The 19,183-nt window shown below is 67.6% G+C and carries 14 protein-coding genes; 5 read left to right on the top strand and 9 right to left on the bottom strand.

What is annotated here, in order from left to right:
• Positions 1–141 precede the first annotated feature (141 nt).
• From ACEN8G_RS16255 to ACEN8G_RS16245, 3 genes are all read left to right on the top strand, one after another.
• Complete coding sequence (locus ACEN8G_RS16255; protein WP_413416085.1) at positions 142–3,183, top strand: TonB-dependent receptor; 3,042 nt, start codon at positions 142–144, stop codon at positions 3,181–3,183.
• Between the two features lie 65 nt (positions 3,184–3,248).
• A complete protein-coding gene (locus tag ACEN8G_RS16250; RefSeq protein WP_413416084.1) occupies positions 3,249–4,307 on the top strand; it encodes an alginate lyase family protein in 1,059 nt (352 codons plus the stop codon).
• A 38-nt stretch (positions 4,308–4,345) separates the two neighbouring features.
• Positions 4,346–4,531, top strand: coding sequence for a hypothetical protein (locus ACEN8G_RS16245; protein ID WP_307117549.1), 186 nt, complete (start codon positions 4,346–4,348; stop codon positions 4,529–4,531).
• A gap of 6 nt (positions 4,532–4,537) precedes the next feature.
• Here ACEN8G_RS16245 and ACEN8G_RS16240 read toward each other — a convergent pair whose 3' ends face one another.
• The 4 genes from ACEN8G_RS16240 to ACEN8G_RS16225 all read right to left on the bottom strand — a co-directional run bounded on the left by ACEN8G_RS16240 (position 4,538) and on the right by ACEN8G_RS16225 (position 8,080).
• Positions 4,538–5,227: a Crp/Fnr family transcriptional regulator gene (locus ACEN8G_RS16240; protein ID WP_413416082.1), complete on the bottom strand. Its 690-nt coding sequence runs from the start codon at positions 5,225–5,227 to the stop codon at positions 4,538–4,540.
• A 536-nt stretch (positions 5,228–5,763) separates the two neighbouring features.
• Positions 5,764–6,474 carry a gamma-glutamyl-gamma-aminobutyrate hydrolase family protein gene (locus ACEN8G_RS16235; RefSeq protein WP_413416081.1) on the bottom strand — a complete coding sequence of 237 codons (711 nt, stop codon included), beginning with the start codon at positions 6,472–6,474 and terminating at the stop codon, positions 5,764–5,766.
• Positions 6,471–7,430 (bottom strand): serine O-acetyltransferase EpsC, encoded by a 960-nt coding sequence (gene epsC / locus ACEN8G_RS16230; protein WP_413416079.1) that lies wholly within the window; start codon positions 7,428–7,430, stop codon positions 6,471–6,473. The genes ACEN8G_RS16235 and epsC overlap by 4 nt, the downstream gene beginning before the upstream one ends.
• A gap of 8 nt (positions 7,431–7,438) precedes the next feature.
• Entirely contained in the window at positions 7,439–8,080 is a 642-nt protein-coding gene (locus ACEN8G_RS16225; protein WP_413416078.1) for a peroxiredoxin, read from the bottom strand.
• 338 nt (positions 8,081–8,418) lie between these two features.
• On the opposite strand from ACEN8G_RS16225, the gene ACEN8G_RS16220 reads away from it, so the two are divergent.
• Positions 8,419–8,598 carry a hypothetical protein gene (locus tag ACEN8G_RS16220; protein WP_413418421.1) on the top strand — a complete coding sequence of 60 codons (180 nt, stop codon included), beginning with the start codon at positions 8,419–8,421 and terminating at the stop codon, positions 8,596–8,598.
• Here the strand turns inward: ACEN8G_RS16220 and ACEN8G_RS16215 are convergent.
• Positions 8,582–9,823: an MFS transporter gene (locus ACEN8G_RS16215; protein ID WP_413740622.1), complete on the bottom strand. Its 1,242-nt coding sequence runs from the start codon at positions 9,821–9,823 to the stop codon at positions 8,582–8,584. The genes ACEN8G_RS16220 and ACEN8G_RS16215 overlap by 17 nt on opposite strands.
• Positions 9,820–11,217: a glycoside hydrolase family 30 protein gene (locus ACEN8G_RS16210; protein WP_413418425.1), complete on the bottom strand. Its 1,398-nt coding sequence runs from the start codon at positions 11,215–11,217 to the stop codon at positions 9,820–9,822. The genes ACEN8G_RS16215 and ACEN8G_RS16210 overlap by 4 nt, the downstream gene beginning before the upstream one ends.
• An 83-nt stretch (positions 11,218–11,300) precedes the next feature.
• Between ACEN8G_RS16210 and ACEN8G_RS16205 the strand changes: the two genes are divergently transcribed.
• Positions 11,301–12,287, top strand: a complete 987-nt coding sequence (locus tag ACEN8G_RS16205; RefSeq protein ID WP_413418427.1) for a cupin-like domain-containing protein — start codon at positions 11,301–11,303, stop codon at positions 12,285–12,287.
• Positions 12,288–12,471: 184 nt separating this feature from the next.
• Here ACEN8G_RS16205 and ACEN8G_RS16200 read toward each other — a convergent pair whose 3' ends face one another.
• From ACEN8G_RS16200 to ACEN8G_RS16190, 3 genes are all read right to left on the bottom strand, one after another.
• Positions 12,472–13,968 carry a tryptophan halogenase family protein gene (locus ACEN8G_RS16200; protein WP_413417186.1) on the bottom strand — a complete coding sequence of 499 codons (1,497 nt, stop codon included), beginning with the start codon at positions 13,966–13,968 and terminating at the stop codon, positions 12,472–12,474.
• Between the two features lie 134 nt (positions 13,969–14,102).
• Complete coding sequence (locus tag ACEN8G_RS16195; RefSeq protein ID WP_413417184.1) at positions 14,103–16,046, bottom strand: glycoside hydrolase family 3 protein; 1,944 nt, start codon at positions 16,044–16,046, stop codon at positions 14,103–14,105.
• A gap of 116 nt (positions 16,047–16,162) precedes the next feature.
• Positions 16,163–19,036 carry a TonB-dependent receptor gene (locus ACEN8G_RS16190; RefSeq protein ID WP_413417182.1) on the bottom strand — a complete coding sequence of 958 codons (2,874 nt, stop codon included), beginning with the start codon at positions 19,034–19,036 and terminating at the stop codon, positions 16,163–16,165.
• Positions 19,037–19,183 lie beyond the last annotated feature (147 nt).

Raw genomic sequence — 19,183 nt, 5'->3', positions numbered from 1 at the left:
CACTTGTCGCGGTATCGGCCTTATTGGCCTGACACCGGTGGCCAGCATGGACTGGCAACGCACAAAAGCCGGGGACAGACGGGGAGGAGAGTCATGCGAAGGACTACTCTATTTGCCAGTTCGGCGCTTTGCGCCGTCCTGATGGCGGCGCCTGCGCTCGCCCAGAATAGCAGCACGAATACGAGCACCAGCACCGACGGTCAGGCCAGCCCGCCACAGGCGGCGGAACCCACGCCTTCGGACCAGATCGTGGTTACCGGTTTCCGCCGGGCCTATGCCGATGCGCTCAACATCAAGCGCGAGTCCGATCAGATCACCGATTCGATCTCGTCCGACGGCCTGGGCCGCTTTCCGGACCTGAACGTCGGCGAAGCGGTGCAGCGCATCCCGGGCGTGCAGATCAACCGCGAGGCGGATTCGCGCAACGCGACGATCTCGCTGCGCGGCCTGCCGGGCTCGTTCGCGCGCACCACGCTGAACGGCGGCGGCTTCGCCGACCCGATCCTGGGCAGCGCGACCAACACTTCGTCGACGCCGCTCGGCGCGTTCAATTCGGACATCTTCTCGGCGATCACCGTGATCAAGTCGCCCTCGGCGGCGAACCTTGCCGGCGGTCTTTCGGGCAATGTCGACCTGCGCATCGCCTCGGCGCTGAGCCGCAAGGCCGGCGGCTGGGCCAAGGCGTCCTATGAGTATAACGACCTGGGCGACCTGGGCAGCCCGGCGATCTCGGCCGGCTACAACGCGCACATCACCGACAATTTCGCGGTGTTCGGCGTTGTCGCCTGGAAGGACGAGAAGTTCCGCCGCGATTCGATGTCGGTGAACAGCTGGGCGAACCGGCTGGGCTCGATCCAGGTCGGCAACCAGGCGGTGCCTGCGTCGAACCCGACCTATCAGGCGCTGATGGCGCAATATCCGGGCGGGGTTTACTATCCCACTCAGGTCCGCCAGTTCGTCCGCCTCAACAAGGGCCATCTGCTGACCGGTGCGGCCGGTTACGAATGGCAGGCGACCGACAAGATCAAGTTCGGCGCCACCGGCTTCTATACCGAGCGCAACCTCGACCAGGGCACCAACCACCTGCTCTATATCGACACCTCGGCGGGCAATAACGGCACCGGCGCGCTCGGGCCGACTTCGGCGGTGGCGCATTTCACCAGCCTGGGCACGCCCTATGTCGTCCAGACCCCGAACGGGCCGCGCGCATACATCAACAAGTTCACCGCCGAGAATCTGCAGACCTACGACTCGATCCGTTCCGAGCCGGCCAAGCAGAAGACCTGGGCGATCAACCCGACGATCGAGTTCAAGGACGATCAGTGGCGGGTGACCGCGCAGGGCACGATCTCGCGCGCGCAGGTGCTGGCCAACCAGATCGAGCTGGACATCATCCAGAACCCGTACCGCAATCTCAGTGGCCTGAACGGCATCACCGCCTCGGTCTATACCGGCGGCACGAGCCTGCAGAACGCGCAGTTCATCCTGAACACGCCCAATGCCTCGCACATTCCGAACGGAGGCTATCCGCTCGCCTCGCCGGCCAACCAGGCGACCCAGGCGGGCGCGCAGATGCCGGGTGCGCCGGCGAACACGCTGGGCGACCGCTTCGGCGTCACCGGCACCAACGGCCAGTCGTGGAACGCGCTCGATGCGATCCAGCTCGATATCGAGCGGAGCTTCGCGAACAGCTTCGTCTCGGGCTTCCAGGTCGGGCTGCGCTACGAGAACAACGAATATACCTCGATCGGCTCGCGCAACACCTCGATCGGCGCGATGACCGGCAATGTCACGCCGGGCATGTCGCTGGTGAACCCCTATGTCGGCGACTTCTTCGGCGGCACTGCGCCCGGCTACACCACCAACTGGCGCGACATGAACGTCAACCAGGTGCTCGGCGCGATCACCCCGGTGGTGCTCACCCCACGCCCCTCGCAATTCGCCAACGGCCTGCCGCCGCAATTCGCCTATGGCGCGCAATATGGCGTGTTCCTCACCCCATACGGGCTGGTGAACAATTACTGGGATCCGAACTACTGGAACAACAACTTCACCAACAGCAAGGAGGTCATGTCGGCCTATGCGATGGCGAAGTTCGACGGCGACCTGTTCGGCATCCGCATCCGCGGCAATGTCGGCCTGCGCTACGAGACCACCACGCAGAAGATCGACGCGCTGGACTGCCGCAACTGCAGCGCCGGCCTGTCGCTGCAGCCGCTGCCGGTGAACCACAGCATGTCGCGCCGGGTGTACAAGGACGATTACGATTACTGGCTGCCCTCGGCGATGTTCGCCGCGGATCTGACCAGCAAGCTCGTCCTGCGCGGCGCCTATTACCAGACCTATGTCCGCCCGCAGCCGCGCGACAATGTGCCGGCGACTTCGGTGCAGATCCCCGATCCGGCGGTGGTCGGCACGCCGACCTACAATGTCATCATCGGTGCGACCAACCTCAGTCCCTATACCGCGGATTCCTACGACCTATCGCTCGAATGGTACAACCGTCCCGGCGGGGCCTTCGCGGTGGCGGTCTATCAGAAGGACATCCAGGGCTATGTCGGCCCGATCACCGACCGCCGCGTGCTGTGCCCGACCAACGGCCAGTATAACGGCATCGATTTCGGGCTGGGCCAGCTCCAGGACGACGGGGTCAACTGCAACATCGTCGGCAGCCCGACGCTGGCGCGGGTGACCGCCAGCGGCATCACCAACCAGAACCCGATGCGCGTGCGCGGCGTCGAGGTCTCGGTGCAGCAGAATCTCGATTTCCTGCCGGGCTTCCTCAAATATCTCGGTGGTGCGGCCAACTACACCTATACCGAGATCAGCGGGAAGGACACGCAGGGCAATCCGATCACGCTGCCCAGCGTCGCCAAGCACAACATCAACCTGATCGGCTATTACGAGACCAAGCTGTTCGGCCTGCGCGTGGTGTTCAACCATCGCGGCAAGTACGACCTGGCCGCCGGCAACAGCTTCGTCGGCGATGCCCGCACCGTGAAGGCGCGCAGCCAGCTCGATGCCTCGGCCTCGCTCAACATCATGAAGAACTTCTCGATCTCGCTCGACGCGTTCAACCTGACCAACGCGACCCGATCGGAATATGAGAGCGATCCGATGCTGCCGCGCCGTATCGACTATGACGGCCGGACCTATACGCTGACGATCCGCAGCAGCTTCTAGCATCCCCTGAAGCGGAGCGGCTATCTTGCGGCCGCTCCGCACTCCTTCCGGCGAGTCCCGTCCTGATGAAGCTTCTCCTCTCCAGCGCCGTCGCCCTGCTCGCGCTCGGTGCCGTTCCTGCATCGGCGCAGGACAATGCGATCCTCGGCCCGGGCTTCGCGAAGAATATCCCCGCGAGCGATCCGGTCGCGCGGCAGGTGATCGCCCGCGCCAATGCGGCGCTGGACCGGGCGCCGGGCGCGATCCCCCAGCTCCACACCGAAGGCACGCTGCCCGGCAAGGGCATCCGCGAGATCAGCCTCAAGGCCAAGCAGGACCAGCCGATCGTCATCGCGCTGGCGCTCGCCTGGCGGCTGACCGGCGACCGGCGCTATCTCGACCAGGCCGGCCGCTATCTCGAGAATTGGGCGGACACCTACCAGATGTCGTTCAACCCGATCGACGAGACCGGGTTCGACACGCTGATCCTCGCCACCGACCTGACCGAGGGCGATCTGCCGCCTGCGCTCAAGGCCAAGCTGGATGGGTTCTGGCGCAGGATGGCGAAGGGCTATCTCGACGCGATGGACGGCGCGCCGAAGAATTCCCACACCAACTGGCAGAGCCACCGCATCAAGCTGGCGACGATGGCGGCGTTCGAGGTCGGCGATGCGAAGCTGATCGAGCGCGCCCGCGCGGCGTTCCGCAAGCAGGTGGCCGGCAATATCCGGCCCGACGGATCGGTGTTCGACTTCTACGAGCGCGATGCGCTCCACTATGTCACCTATAATCTCGATCCGATGCTGATGGCCGCGCTTGCGGCGCAGGCGCATGACCAGGCCTGGTACGACTGGAAGAGCCCGACCGGATCGAGCCTGGCGGGCGCGGTCAAATGGCTGGAGCCCTATGCGCTGGGCGAGAAGACCCATATCGAGTTCGCCAATTCGAAGATCGCCTTCGACCGCGAGCGCGCGGCGGCCGGGCAGAAGGAATATGCGCCGCATCCCTGGGATCCGGGCAATGCGGTGAACACCTATGCGCTTGCTGCTGCGATCATCGGCCTTCCCTATCGCGACTTCGCTGCGAAGCTGGCGGAGCGCACCGGCCGCAAGCCGATCGACTGGGTGACGCTGATAGGGCGCTGAGCGGGAACCATCGGCGGGCGTCGCTGGTAGGAGCCTCCATGGAACCGCAGGAATCGCCGCCGCTGACGCCCCGCCGCCGGCGCGGGCTGGTGCTCATCCCGATCATCATCCTCGCGCTGGTGGTGGTGATCTTCGTCGGCCTGAACCTGAGCCACTACAAGCAGGTGGAGCAGGGCGAGGCAGTCGGCAACGCATCGGGTGTGCCGGGGCCGGACAATCGCTGACTTGGCCTAGCGGCGCGGGTGCATCGACAGCGATACGCGGAAGGGCGCCCAGCCGATCCGGCTGGCGAGCGCCTGGGGATCGGAGAGGACGAGATAGCCGGCGGCCCAGAGCGCCTCGTCGTCCTGGCGCATCGTCTTGACCACGCGGTTCACATGGACCGGGGTGAGCCCGGTCACGTCGGCGACCAGCTCCTGGGTTAGCGGATGCTCGAAGCCGTTGCCCCGGGTAAGGCCGGCCATCGACAGGCGCTCGAACAGCTCGAGAAAGAGATCGGCCAGCCGCTCGCTGGCGTTCATCCGGCCGAGCCGGGTGATCTGGGCGAGGAGGAAGGCCTCGTCGAGCGCATGGCTGGTCGCATAGACGCATTCGAGCGAAGGGAAGTCCTGCGCCGAGGGCGCCGAGCATATCTCCAGGTCGGTCAGCGCCATGATCGTCGAGGTGGCGAGCGGCTGGGGCTGGTAGCAATGGCCGATCAGGTCGCCGGGGAGCAGCAGGCCCATGATCTGTCGGCGCCCGTCGGGCAGGATGCGGATGCGCGCGGCCCAGCCGGACAGCAGGATCTGCGGCTCCATCACCGGCTTGCCCTCGGACAGCAGCTCGTGCCGGACCGAGATGCGCCGCGCGCGGCGTGCGGCCTCGTGCAGTGCGGCGCCTGCCGCTTCGTCGAACGCCCCGAGCGCGGCGAGCCTGCGCAACGCCGGGAGCGCGGGAGGTGGAGCAATGGCTGCCTGACTCATGCGCCGGCTACCGTGGCCCGGCGCGGATGCCCGGTCGCGAGGGCGCGTATCGTTTCGAGGCCCTTCCGTGGCATCTGCTCATCCCCCTCCGCGTCCCCTGCCGCGATCCCGTCCGGCGGACGCGAGCGCGGCAACCGACGTCCCCCCCAAAAAGCCCGAGCGGCAGGGCCTCGACCAGCCTGCGCTCAAATCCTTGAGGTGTCGGCTGAATTGGGGCGGGGACGCCCTTTGGCGTCCATCTAGGGTCGAGCCGAGGCAGCGCACCACAACCCATGTTGGTGCTCCTGTTTATGTCGCGCCGCCGCCAGCGCGGCCTTGGCCGATATCCGATCGCATTGGCAGCGAGACATTGGGCGCCGCACCTGCGGCTCTGCGCGAAGCGGGCGCGCGCTTCGGCAGGAAGGACACCGATCGGGGTCGGGCATCGTCGCCTGCCTTGCAGGCTCAACGCATGGTGCGTGGCTTTGGACCCATCAGGGTCCGGATGCGACCGGTCAGGCGGCCAGCGCCTCGCCGATCAGGCGGAAGAAGGCGCGGCTGCCGGCCTGCTGCTCGACATGCCATTCGGGATGCCATTGCACCGCCAGCACCGGCGCGCCGTTGGGGCGGGCGGAGAAGCCCTCGACCAGCCCGTCCTCGGGCGAAAGCGCCTCGACATCGAGCCCGGTGCCGAGCCGGTCGATGCCCTGGCGGTGCACCGAATTGACCGCGAGCCGGGTTTCCCCGGTCGCGGTGGCGAGCACGCCCGCCTCGCTGAGCGTCACGTCGTGGCCATGGGTGAACAGGCATTCGAACGGCCGGCTGTCATCCTCGAGATGATGGCCGTCGAGGTCGCCGCGCAGCGTGCCGCCGAACAGCACGTTGAGCTCCTGCAGGCCGCGGCAGATGCCGAACACCGGGCGGCCGGCATCGATCATCGCGCCGGCCAGCGCCAGCGCCACTTCGTCGCGCTGCTCGTCGAGCGGGGTCTGGTCCCAGCTGCCGCCATAGCGATGCGCCGCGACGTTCGAGCGGGAACCGGTGAGCAGCAGCCCATCGAGCCGGCGCGCGATCGAGCGGGCGTCGAGCGTGTCGGCGAGCGCCGGCACCAGCAGCACGGTCGCGTCGGACAATCTGGAAAGCGGCGAGATGAAGCGGCTCGCCACCGCCTGGATCGGCCGCTCCGAGACTTCGTTGCAGCAAAGCACGCCGATCAGCGGTTTCATGCGCCATGCTCCGCCAGGCGGGCGCCGATATGGTGCGCGTCGCTGTCGTCGAGCCGCTGCGCGCCGGGCTGCACCACCACGCTGTTTGCAGGCACGTCGTCGAGCAGCCAGACATTGCCGCCAATCGTGCTGCCGCGCCCGATCGTCACCCGGCCGAGGATGGTGGCGCCGGCATAGACGATGACATCGTCCTCGAGGATCGGATGCCGGGCGAAGCGCTCGCGCGGGCCGGCAGGCGCGAGGCCGAGCGGGCTGCGGCCGCCCAAGGTGACGTGCTGGTAGAGCCGCACGTTGCGGCCGATGATCGAGGTCTCGCCGATCACCACGCCGGTGCCGTGATCGATGAAGAAGCTGTGCCCGATCACGGCGCCCGGATGGATGTCGATGCCGGTGCGGGCGTTGGCGAGCTCCGAGACGATCCGCGCGACGATCACGGCGCCGAGCGCATGAAGCTCATGGGCGATGCGGTGATAGCGGATCGCCAGCGCGCCGGGATAGGAGACCAGGATCTCGTCGACGCTGCGCGCGGCGGGATCGCCGACGAATGCCGCCTCGACGTCGGCGTCGATCGCCGCGCGGATCTCGGGCAGGGTCGCGGCGAACAGGCGGACGATCGCCTCGGCCTGGTCGGGATCGAAGGGCTGATCGGACTCGCGTTGCCAGTAATCGAGCTCGTTCCCGATCTCCTGGCCGAGCAGGCGGAATGCCTGGCCGAGATGCCCGGCGACGAAGTCGTCCTCGCGCGCCAGCCCGCCGCGAAAGCCGCCGAGCCGGGCGGGGAAGAGCGCGGCCGAAAGATGCTCCACCGCCTCCGCCAGCACGGCGGGGGACGGGAAGCGGGTCACGGCGTGGCGCCCGGCCTGGCGATCCCGCCAGGCCGAGCGCGCCGCATTGAGCGCGGATACCGCACCGGCGATCTCCGCCGAAAATGGCGACGAGAGAGGAGATGCCGTCACGGGTTCGCTCAATGCGTGATGCCGGGCTGCGCCACGGTGCGCAGATAGGAAGTGTGCTCGGTCCAGCCGGCGGGGAAGAGCGCGCGCGCCTCCTCGGTGCCGACCGAGGGAAGGATGATCACGTCCTCGCCCTGCTGCCAGTCGGCCGGGGTGGCGACCTTGTGGTTGTCGGTCAGCTGCAGGCTGTCGATCGTGCGCAGGATCTCGTCGAAGTTGCGCCCGGTCGAGGCGGGATAGGTGAGGGTGAGGCGCACGCGCTTCTGCGGGTCGATCACGAAGACGGTGCGCACGGTCACCGTGTCCGAGGCATTGGGGTGGATCAGGCCGAGCAGCTCGGAGATGCGCCGGTCGACATCGGCTAGCAGCGGGAAATTGAGCGAGGAGCCTTGCGTACGGGCGATGTCGTTCGCCCAGTCGAGATGGCGGTCGACCGGATCGACCGACAGGCCGATCACCTTGACCCCGCGCCTGTCGAATTCGGGCTTGAGCCGGGCGACGGTGCCCAGCTCGGTCGTGCATACGGGGGTGAAGTCGCGCGGGTGCGAGAAGAGCACCACCCAGTCCTTGCCCGCCCAGTCATAGAAATTGAGTGTGCCGAAGGTCGATTCCTGGGTGAAGTCGGGAACGGTATCGAAGAGCTTGAGCGACATCGGGTCACCTTTGGCTGGGAGTCTCTGGCCGGTTTCTGATCGCTAGAATATCCTACTGAATTAGTAGGTGAATAAACAAATGCTTCTGTAGGGGCATGGCGAAACTAGGCTGGCCGTTCTCAATCCTCCCCCGCCTGGGGGCGGGGGACCGCCGAAGGCGGTGGTGGGGAGGTAAGCGACCAACTATCGGCTCGCTTACCTCCCCCTCCGTCGTGCTGCGCGCGCCACCTCCCCCTGGCGGGGGAGGATTATTTGGATGTGGATAGCATGGCTGGGCCACTGGACAGCCGCCGCGCCGGCTGGCTACGGGCCGCCAAATGCCTGTCATTGCCACCGTCATGAATTCGACCACCGGTCAGCCGATCCAGAAGATGAGCTTCGGCCGCATGCCCAAGCCCTGGGCCTCGTTCAATCTCGAGAATGGCGAGCTGGTCGCGATCGACCGCGTCGATATCGGCAAGCCTGCGCCCGGCAAGGTGGTGGTGCCGGTCCATGTCTGGGTCACCCCGAAGAAATAGCCCGGCGGCCCGCTGCCCGGGCGAAACCCAGGATGTAGAGATAGGCCAGGGCCGGCACCGCGAAGGCCCAGCCGAGCCCCGCCGCGTCGGCGACCCCGCCGGCGAGCAGCGGCAGCGCCGCGCCGGGGCCGACCGCGAGGATGAGCAGCCCCGACGTCACCGCGGCTGGCGCGCCCGAACGCTCGAGTGTCAGCGCGAAGATCGTCGGGAACATGATCGAGTTGCACAGCCCCACGGCGAGCAGGCACCAGGCGCTGGCCGGTCCCGGCAATGCCAGCGAGGCGAGGCAGAGCGCTGCTGCGGCGGCGCCGGCAAGCGCGAGCAGGTGCGGTGCGGGCACGAAGCGAAGCAGCCAGCTGCCGAGGAACCGCCCCGCCAGCGCGCCGCCCCAATAGAGATTGGCGACCCGGGCGCCGGCCGCGTCGAGCGGAAGACCCAGCGTATCGGCCTGGGAAAGATAGAGGATCAGCGCGCTGCCGATCGTCACCTCCGCCCCGACATAGAGCGCGATGCCGAGCGCGCCGAGCAATGCCCAGCGCGAGCGCAGCGCGGCGAAGGCGCCGCCGGCGGCGGGCGGTTCGGGGATATGGGCGGCGGCGATGCTGCGGCGGGCGAGGAGCGACAGCAGGGCGAGACCGGCGAGCAGCAGCGCCATGACCAGATAGGCCTGCGCCATCGCGTCGATGCCGGCGGCACGCTCGGTGGCGGAACGGATCGGCGCGGCCGACTGGAACACCGGCCCGGCCAGCACGAAGCGCGCGCCGAAATGGACGCCGCAGACGACGCCGAGGGCGTTGAACGAATGGGCGAGGGTGAGCCGGTAATGGCTTTGCTCGGGCGGCCCCAGCGCGGCGGCGAGCGGATTGGCGGCAACCTGGAGCAGGGTGACGCCGCTCGCCAGCACGAAGATCGCGCCAAGCACCAGGGCGAAGTCGGGCAGCCAGCGGATGCCCTGCATCGCCAGGCATCCCGCCGCCATGCCGGCCAGCGCCAACCAGATCGTCCGCACCGCGCCCGCCCGGGCCAGCAATGAAGCGGCGGGGAGCGACAGCAGCGCGAAGGCGAGGAACGAGGCGATCTGGGTGAACAGCGCCTCGGTATAGCTCAGCCCGAACACCCGCCTCGCCGCGGCGATCAGCGGATCGTTGTTCGCGCAGATGAAGCCCCAGCCGAAGAACAGCGCGGTGACGCTGGCAAAGGCGAAGCGGGCGGGGCGTGCGCTCAACGCGGCTTGCGCCACCGGAAGGTCGCGGCGCCCTGCGCGGCGAGACGATAGGCGAAATGACTGCCCTCGGCCGAGACGCTGAGGTCGCGCGCCTGCTTGCCGGCATTGAAGGCGATCAGCACGCGGGTGCCGTCCGGATTGGCATAGGCGACGGTCTCGATCCCGCCCGGCTCGCTGGTCGCCGCGATCCGCGTGGCGCCGGGGCGGACGAAGCGCGAGGCCTGGCCGAAGGCATAATATTCGGGGTTGCGGGTGATCGCGCCGGTTCTGCTGTCGATCGTCACCACGCCGCGGCAATCGCCGCAGCCGCCGAGATGCGGCCCGTGATTCTCGTCGAGCGCGAGGTTCCACATCAGCACGCCGCGCGCCCAGTTGCGCGGGGCGCCCATCACCAGGGTGCGCAGCGTCCAGCTCCAGCTGTCCGCCCAGGAGCCGGACCAGTTGCCGCCCGAGCATTCGGTGAAGAACACGTCCTTGCCGGGATAGGCCTCGCGCACCTTGGTCTGCGCCGAGACGTCACCGCCATAGCAGTGCCAGGCGACCCCCGCGACATGGCGGTTGGCGGCCGGATCGGCGAGGACGCCGACCGGATGCTCGGGTTTGTCCCAGTTATGGTCCCAGTCGAGGATCCGCGTCTTCAGCCCCAGCCGCGCGAATTCGGGGCCGACATGGTCGCCGATGATCCGCGCGCGCTGGGCGGCGCTCAGGCGCATGCCCGGGTAGTTGTCGGGCTCGAAATCGGGCTCGTTCTGGATGCTGAGATAGTCGATCGGACCGATCGCGGCGGCGAAGCCCTGCACCGTCCGGCCGAGATAGCGGGCGAAGGGGGCATAGGCTTCGGCCTTCAGCGTGCCCTGCACCAGCGAGTCGGTCGATTTCATCCAGCCCGGCGCGCTCCACGGCGAGATCATCACCGTGAGCTTCGGGTTGATCGCCCGGGCGGCGCGGGCGGTGGGGAGGACGTCCTGCCGCGCGGGCGCGATCGAGAAATGGGCGAGGGCGGGATCGCTCGCGCCCTTCGGCATGTCGTCATAGCTGTAATGGCTGCGCGAGAAGTCCGAGGCGCCGACGGTCAGCCGGGTGAAGGCGAAGCCCAGGCCTTCGCTGCCGAACAGCTCGCGGAGCAATGCGGTGCGCTGGCGCGGGTTCAGCTTGCGCTGGATCAGCCAGGCCGAGGCATCGGTGATCGCCGCGCCGAAGCCGACCATCTTCTGGTAGCGCTTCGCCGGATCGACCGCGATCGTGCCGGTGGCGCCGCGCTGGAGCGGAACCGGGGTCTGCCGGGCGAGCAATGCCGACTTGTCGGGCAGGGTGAGCCAGACCTCGACCTGCGGCCGGGGCGCGGGCGCCGCGGCGGTGGCAGCGAGGAGGGCAAGGGCGGGCAGGAAGCGCATCATTTCTCTCCTCGGCAGGGCGTCGGGAACGGGATGGTGCGTGCATCGACGCAGGGAAGCCGGGCTGTTAGGCTCGGGCGATCATGACACCCATCCGCATCCGGCACGACGTTACGCCCGAAGCCTTTCAGGAGATCCGCGCGGCCGGCGAGCCGGTGGTGATGAAGGGACTGGCGGCGGACTGGCCGCTGGTACGCGCTGCCGATGCCGCCGACTTTCTGCGCGGGCTCGCCTTGCCCGGGGCGGTGCACTTCATGCGCGCGCCGCCCGAGATCGAGGGGCGCATGCACTATGGCGCGACGATCGGCTCGCGCAATTTCACCCGCGAGGAGACGAGCTTCTCCGGCTTTCTCGACCTGCTCGCCGAGCAGGCCGGGAAGGAACGGCCGGACGCCATCGCCCTGCAGGGGCTGCCCGCGCCGCAGCTGATGCCGGGCTTTGCCGAGGTCCATCCGATGGCCCTCGTCCCCGGCGTCTCGCCGCGGCTGTGGATCGGCAATGCCGCCAAGGTCGCGATCCATCACGACCCGACCGAGAATATCGCCGTGGTCGGGGCCGGCCGCCGCCGCTTCACCCTGTTCGCGCCCGAGCAGGTGGGCAATCTCTACATGGGCCCGTTCGACCCGACCCCGGCGGGCGTGCAGGTGAGCATGGTCCATTTGACCGCGCCCGATCTCGAGCTTTATCCGCGCTTCGCCGCGGCGCTGGCGGCGGCGCGGGTCGCCGAGCTCGATCCCGGCGACGCGCTCTACATTCCCTATCAATGGTACCACCATGTCGAGGCGCTCGACCGGTTCAACGTGCTGGTGAACTATTGGTGGGACCCGGTGCAGCACGCCTCGCCCTGGGAGGCGATGATGCACGGCTTCGTCAGCCTGCGGAGCCTGCCGCCCGACCAGCGCCGCGCCTGGCGGGCGATGTTCGACCGCTATGTCTTCCTGACCGATGGCGATCCGGGCGCCCACCTGCCGCCCGAGGCGCGCGGGGTGCTCGGCGCGACCTCGCCCCAGGCGATCGCGCAGATGCGGGCGATGTTGTTCGACGGGTTGCGGAAGCGGCTGGGGCGGTAGGGCGGCTTTACTCCCCTCCCTGCTTGCAGGGGCGGGGCGGGGGTGGGTCCGCGCGTCTGCGCGGCCAAAAGATCCAATCCGGTGTTCGGCAAAAAGGCATCGGACGGGGCATCGAGCCCCGCCCGATGCCAACCCACCCTGGCCCCTCCCTTGCAGGGAGGGGAAAATTTACTGTCGGCGATATCTAAGCCGCGCATGTCTTCGCCACGAACTCGGCATGGCTCGGCATCACGGCGACGCATTTGGCGATCACCCGCTGGACGTTGCCGAGATACTCCTCGACCTGCGCCTCGGGCCGGATGTCGACCAGCGGGTCATAGCCGCGCGGGATCACCCCCTGGCCGAGGAACACCTGGATCCAGCTCTCCTCGGTGAACAGCTCGTCGTCCTCGCGGAAGACGCGGCCATTGGCGGCGAACAGGTCGATCTTGCGCCGGAGCGTGTCGGGGACCTCCATGTCGCGGCACTGGCGCCAGAAGCTCGTGTCGTCGCGCTCGGTCGCCTTGTAGTGGAGGATGATGAAATCGCGGATCCGCTCGTACTCGAAGTCGGTCTGGCGGTTGAACTCGGCGATCGTCGCGGGATCGAAGCCGCCATCGGGGAGCAGCCGGACGAGCCGGATCACCGAGGACTGGATCAGGTGGATGCTGGTCGATTCGAGCGGCTCGAGGAAGCCGGAGGCAAGGCCGATCGCGACGCAGTTCCTGTTCCAGATCCGCTTGCGCTTGCCGGTGGTGAAGCGAAGGCGATTGGGCTCGGCGAGCTGCGCGCCGTCGAGATTGGCGAGCAGCTGCGCCTCGGCTTCTTCATCCGAGATATGCGCGCTCGAATAGACATGGCCGTTGCCGGTGCGGTGCTGGAGCGGGATGCGCCATTGCCAGCCGGCGGTGCGGGCGGTGGCGCGGGTATAGGGAGTGAAGGGCTCGGTGCGCGCGCAGGGCACGGCGATGGCGCGGTCGCAGGGCAGCCAGTGCGTCCAGCTTTCATAGCCGGTCTGCATCGCCTGCTCGATGATCAGCCCGCGAAAGCCCGAGCAGTCGATGAACAGGTCCGCGGCGATCGTCTCGCCGTCCGCCATCGTCACCGATTCGACGAAGCCGTCCGCGCTGCGCAGCGTGACGTCCGCCACCTTGCCCTCGCGCCGCACCACGCCGCGCGCCTCGGCATAGCTGCGCAGGAACTTGGCATAGAGGCCGGCATCGAACTGAAAGGCATGGGCGATATGGCCGATCGGGCTTTCGGCCATCTTGGGATCGGCGCGCAGGAACTTGTTGGCGCGCGCCGCGGCGCTGTTGATCGAATAGGCGGAGAAATCGGCGGCGCGGCCCTGGGGGCGCATCTTGAGCCAATATTGGTGGCAACGCAGCCAGCCCAGGTCCTGGCCGATCACGCCGAAGCTGTGGAAATAGGCGTCGCCCAGCCGCGTCCAGTCGACGAACTCGATGCCGAGCTTGAAGCTGCCCTGGGTGCGCCGGACGAAGTCGTTCTCGTCGATCTCGAGCAGTTCGTTGTATTTCTTGATCGCGGGGATCGTCGCCTCGCCGACGCCGACCGTGCCGATCTCCTCGCTCTCGATCAGGGTGATCTCGTACAGACCCTGGAAGAGCTTGCCGAGCAGGGCGGCGGTCATCCAGCCCGCCGTGCCGCCGCCTACGATCAGGATGCGCTTGATCTGCTGCATCGCTTTTCATCCCCTGTTGTCACCCCGGCCTTGTGCCGGGGTCCACTGTGCCTCGCGGGCCGGCGTGGAGCCTCTTGTCCGCAGCTTGCCTCCCGGTGGACCCCGGAACAAGTCCGGGGTGACGGGGGAGGGTGTCAGCATGTCGCCGGCACCGCCGGCTCGGGAAGCGCGCCGGTGTTGCCCGGCCTGGCGTAGCTCAGGCCGTAGCCGCGGACGAACTGCACCACCTCGCCCGGCCCCTCCCCGGTAGAGCAGGCCGAGCCCGGCCAGGCGAAGGACAAGCGGCCGGTGAAGTCGTAGCGCCGGCCGACGAGCAGGTCGGCCAGGCCCGCGCCTTCGGTGCCGGGCAGGAAGGCGGCGACAAAGGCGTCGGACAGGTTGATCAGGTCGTTGGCATAGGCAGGGCGGCCCGAATAGAGCAGCGAGACCACCGGCACGCCCTTGCCCGTAACGCGGCGGAGCACGGCGAGATCGTCGGGGTACAGCGCGCTGTGCGCCACCGGCCTGGGCGCGCGGACGTCGCCATGATATTCGGCATAGGGTGTCTCGCCGATCACTGCGACGACCGCATCGAACTTGCTCGGGTCGACACCCTTGCCGTCCGCGTCGAAGCTGACGTTCGAAGTGCCCAGCGCGTCGCGCAGCGCGGCGAGCAGGGTGGTGCCGCCCTTGAAGTCGCGGTTGCGGTTCTCGGTGCCCTGCCAGGTAAGCGACCAGCCGCCGGTCTGGTTGGAGAGGCTGTCTGCACTGCTACCTACGACCAGCACGCGCTTGCCCGGCGCCAGCGGCAGCACGCCCTGGTTCTTGAGCAGCACCACCGACTTGCGCACCGCCTCGCGGCCCACGTCACGGGCATCGAGCGCATCGGCTTTGCCGGCATAGGCGCTGGCGTTCGGATTGCGGTCGAACAGGCCGGCGCGCAGCTTGACGCGCAGGATGCGAGTGACCGCATCGTCGATCCGCGTCTCGGCGATACGGCCCGCGCGGACATCGGCGACGGTGTTGGCGATGAACGCCTTCCAGTCATCGGGGACCATGATCATGTCGATCCCGGCATTGACCGCCTGGGGGCAATGATCCTTGGCGCAGCCGGGCACCTGCTGGATGCCGTTCCAGTCGGAGACGACCAGCCCGTCAAAGCCGAGCCGGGCCTTGAGCACATCGGCGATCAGCTCGCGATTGCCGTGCATCTTGCCATAGTCCTTGCCGGCGCCGACGTCGTTCCAGCTGCTGTACGAGATCATCACCGTCTGCACGCCGGCCTTGAGCGCGGGATAATAGCCGGCGCCCTGGACCTGGATCATGTGGGTGCGCGCGGCACGGTTCTCGCCCTGGTCGATGCCGTCAAAGGTGCCGCCGTCGCCCAGATAATGCTTGGCGGTGGCGACCACGTCGCCGTCGCCGGTCAGCCCGCCCTGCAGGCCGTGGACCATGGCGCGCGCATAGGATGCGACGATTGCCGGATCGCTCGAATAGCTTTCATAGGTGCGGCCCCAGCGGCGGTCCTCGCCCACCGCCAGCGTCGGCGCGAACACCCAGGAGATGCCGGTGGCGCGCACCTGCCGGGCGGTGGCGCGGCCGATCCGCTCGACCAGCGCGGGATCGTGCGCCGCGCCCAGCCCGATATTGTGCGGGAACAGCGTGGCGCCGGCGACATTGCCATGGCCATGGACCGCGTCGGTGCCCCAGATGACGGGGATCTGCACCGCCATGTCGGTCGACATCGAGGCGCGGTAATAGGCGTCGGACAGGGCGGTCCAGTCGGTGACCGCGGCGTCCTTCTTCTGCCCCGGCCAGGCGCCGCCGCCGTTGAGCACCGAGCCGATATAATAGCGGCGCACCTCGTCCGGGGTGATCGAGCGTATGTCTGCCTGGGTGATCTGGCCGATCTTCTGCTCGATCGTCATGCCCCTGAGGATCGTCGCGATCCGTGCCTCCATCGCCGCGTCGCGCGGGGTGGGGGAGCGCAGGGCCGGCCAGTCCTTGCCGTGCCAGAGCAGGTCGCCGCCCGGGCTGGTGCCGGCGCAACTCGCCAGCAGGGGGAGGACCAGCCAGAGGCCGGAGCGCAGAGCTTTCATGTTCGACACTCGTACTGGGGGCCGAGCCAGCGGCCGCGCGGATAAAAAAGGGGAGGCGCCGGCATTGCCGTGCACCTCCCCTCGAACGCCCGGAAGGTCGACCCGGGGGGAGGAAATCAGAAGCGGTAGCTCATCCCGAGCAGGAACTGCCGGCCGTATTTCTCATAGGTCTCGGGCAGCGGCGTGCCGTCGCTGGTGTGCGTGCCGCCGGTGTCGAGGCCGAGCCGGGTGCGATAGGGCGAGTCGGTGACGTTGCTCACCTGGAGCAGTACCCCGAGGCCTTTCAGCGCCGAGCTGTCCGGGAAGGTATAGCCGATCTGCGCGTCGAGCTGCTTGTCGGCGAGGATCTCGGTATAGCCCCGGTTGGTGAACAGCTGCACCGTCTCGCCCTTGAAGGCCGAGCGGAAGCGGTAGCTCGCCCGCGCCTGGAAGCCCCATTTCTCGAAATAGCCGGTGACGTTGTACACCGTGCCCGACAGGCCGGGGATGCGCACCACGTCGTTGGTGTCGGTCGGGTTGAGACTGGCCTCGGTGTAGGAATAGCTGCCGGTGAAGCCGAAGCCGTCGAGCGCCGGGATCAGCCGCCCGATCTCGAACGCGCCGCTGACCTCGATGCCCTTCAGATTGCCGCCGGGGCCGTTCGCCGGCATCGTCACCTGCCCGAACGGACTGATGTTGACTCCGGCCGGGATCAGGTTGGTCGGGATAGGCAACCCGGTGAAGTCCACCACGAAGTTGCGGTTGTAGATGTAGTTGTCGAGCCATTTGTAGAAGCCGGCGACGCTGATGTAGGTCGCCTTGCCGACATACCATTCATAGGCCACGTCCAGCGCCTTGGCGCGCCAGGGCTGGAGGTTCGGATTGCCGCCGGTCGCCGACCAGGGGTTCACCGTTCCGCCCGGCTGGCAGGGCGAGGGCGTGCCGCTGCACGGATTGACGTTGAAGCTCGGCGTGAAGTTTGCGCGCATGTCGTCCATGCGCGGCCGCGCCAGCACCTTGGACGCGGCGAGGCGGAAGCGGTGGCCGCCGCCGAGGTCGTAGATCAGGTTCACGCTCGGCAGCACGTCGGTATAGCTGTCGGTCTCGAACACCTGCGACAGCGCGATCGGAGTGAGCGTCTGGTTGATCCGCAGGCCCGAGGACGACTGGAACTGCTGCACCACCTGCACGCCGACATTGCCGCGCAGCCGGCCCCAGTCGATGTTCGCCTTGGCCTTCCAGCTGATGACGTCTTCCTTGATCTTCCACGTCTTGTCGAAGTGGTTGGCGTCCTCGAGCGGGGTCTTGTCGTAATAGTTGTCGAGCGCGGCGGGCACGTTCCAGGCGATCACGTTGCCGAAGCCGACGAAATCGAGCGAGGTGGGGTCGAGCAGGTATTGCGACCCGATCAGCACCTGCTGGCGGCCGTTCTTCAGGTTGAGATCGAGCTCGTCGACCGTCTTGTGCTTGTTGCGCTGGGTGTAGTTCACGCCCAGCTCGATGCCGCTGAAGAAGCCCTCCAGGTCGTGGCTCAGCGTGAGATCCACCGCGCCCAGCTCTTCCTTGACGTGCGGCGACTTGAGCAGGCCGTCATGGCCCCAGCCGCCCCAGGGCGCGCGGTCGCCGAGCGAGACCTTGCTGGCATCGGCATAGTCCAGCCCGAAATCATAGCTCGGATAGGCGCCGTCGACCGGGAAGGAGAAGTCGTAGCTGTCCGGCGTGCGGGTCTGGAACGGGCCCGCGCCATAGCCGCTGTACGTCTCGATATAGGTCTCGTCGCGCTTGTTGGTCGAATAGCTGAGATCGGCGACGAAGCGGGTGCGGTCGTCGAGCTTGAACTCGTTGTTGAGCCCGATCGCGAACAGCTCGTCCTCGCGCGTGTTCATGTCGTTGCGCAGGATCGGAATGGCATTGGTGACGCGGCCCGAGGTGGCGAGCTGCGATCCGCCCACGGTGGTGGTGCCGATATTGGAGAAGGTCGCGCTGTCGGCCCAGCCGTTCGAGAACCACTGCGCGCCGCGGATCACTTCCTTCTGCTTGAAGCGCGAATAATAGAGGTCGAGCACGCTGTGGACGGTGTCGCTCGGCTTCCATTCGAGCGTGCCCATCACGCCGTCGCGCTGGTTGCGGCGATTGGTCGCCCAGGCTTCCTGGCCGTTGAGCTGAAGCGCGGCATCGGCGGAATCGGGGGTGACCGTGTCGGGCGAGCAGGACGGGGGAAGCGCGGTCCCCGGCTCGCAGACGCCGCCAAAGGCTTCATAGCCATAGGCCTTGTAGTGATCGACATGGCTCGGCGAATCGAGATGGGCATAGCCGATCGACCAGCCGAGCGTGCCGCTGGCATTCTGGTCGATATAGCTCGCCGTGCCGCGCCAGCCCCATTTGGAGAGATCGGCGTTCCGGCCGCCATCGGCATCGAGCTCACCGCGGATGTTGAGCGCGATCACCCGCTTGCCGAACGCGAGCGGGCGCACGGTGCGCAGGTCCGCGCTGCCCGACAGGCCCATGCCCGCGATGCTGGCGTCGGGCGTCTTGTAGACGACGACGCTCGACAGCAGCTCGGACGGATATTGATCGAACTCGACGGCGCGATTGTCGCCCGAGCTCGCCTGCTGGCGGCCGTTGAGCAGCGTGGTGGTGAAGTCGGGCGCGAGACCGCGGATCGAGATGACCTGCGCGCGGCCGTTGACACGCTGCGCGGCGAGGCCGGGCAGGCGGGCGATCGACTCGGCGATCGAGACGTCGGGCAGCTTGCCTATGTCCTCGGCGGATACCGCTTCGACGATCGAGGTCTGGTCGCGCTTGATGTTGATCGAGTTCTGCAGGCTGGCGCGCAGGCCGGTTACGACGATCGCATCCTCTTCGGCCGGCTGGTCCTGGTTGGCGGCGGCGCCGCTGTCCTGCGCCCAAGCCTGCACTGGCAACGTTGTCGCCAGAGCCAGCGTCGAAATGGTCAGCCCGAGATTGATCTTCGCGCGATTCATGACGCGCAACTGCGGAAGCTCCGCCATCGCCTCTTCCCCTCTCCTGTTAAGCGGCCGTTATCGACCGTCTTGTCCCCTGCAACGCCTCAAAACTGGAAGCGCTTCCAATTGGTATCATCGCGTCGCGCGAAATTGTCAACGCGTTACGGAAAACGCGTGCGGAGGAAGTTGGTG

Source organism: Sphingomonas sp. Sphisp66 (assembly GCF_047324325.1).
GTDB lineage: Bacteria > Pseudomonadota > Alphaproteobacteria > Sphingomonadales > Sphingomonadaceae > Sphingomonas.
The sequence above is the reverse complement of the archived record's forward strand: the minus strand, read 5'-3'. Positions and strand labels throughout refer to the sequence as shown.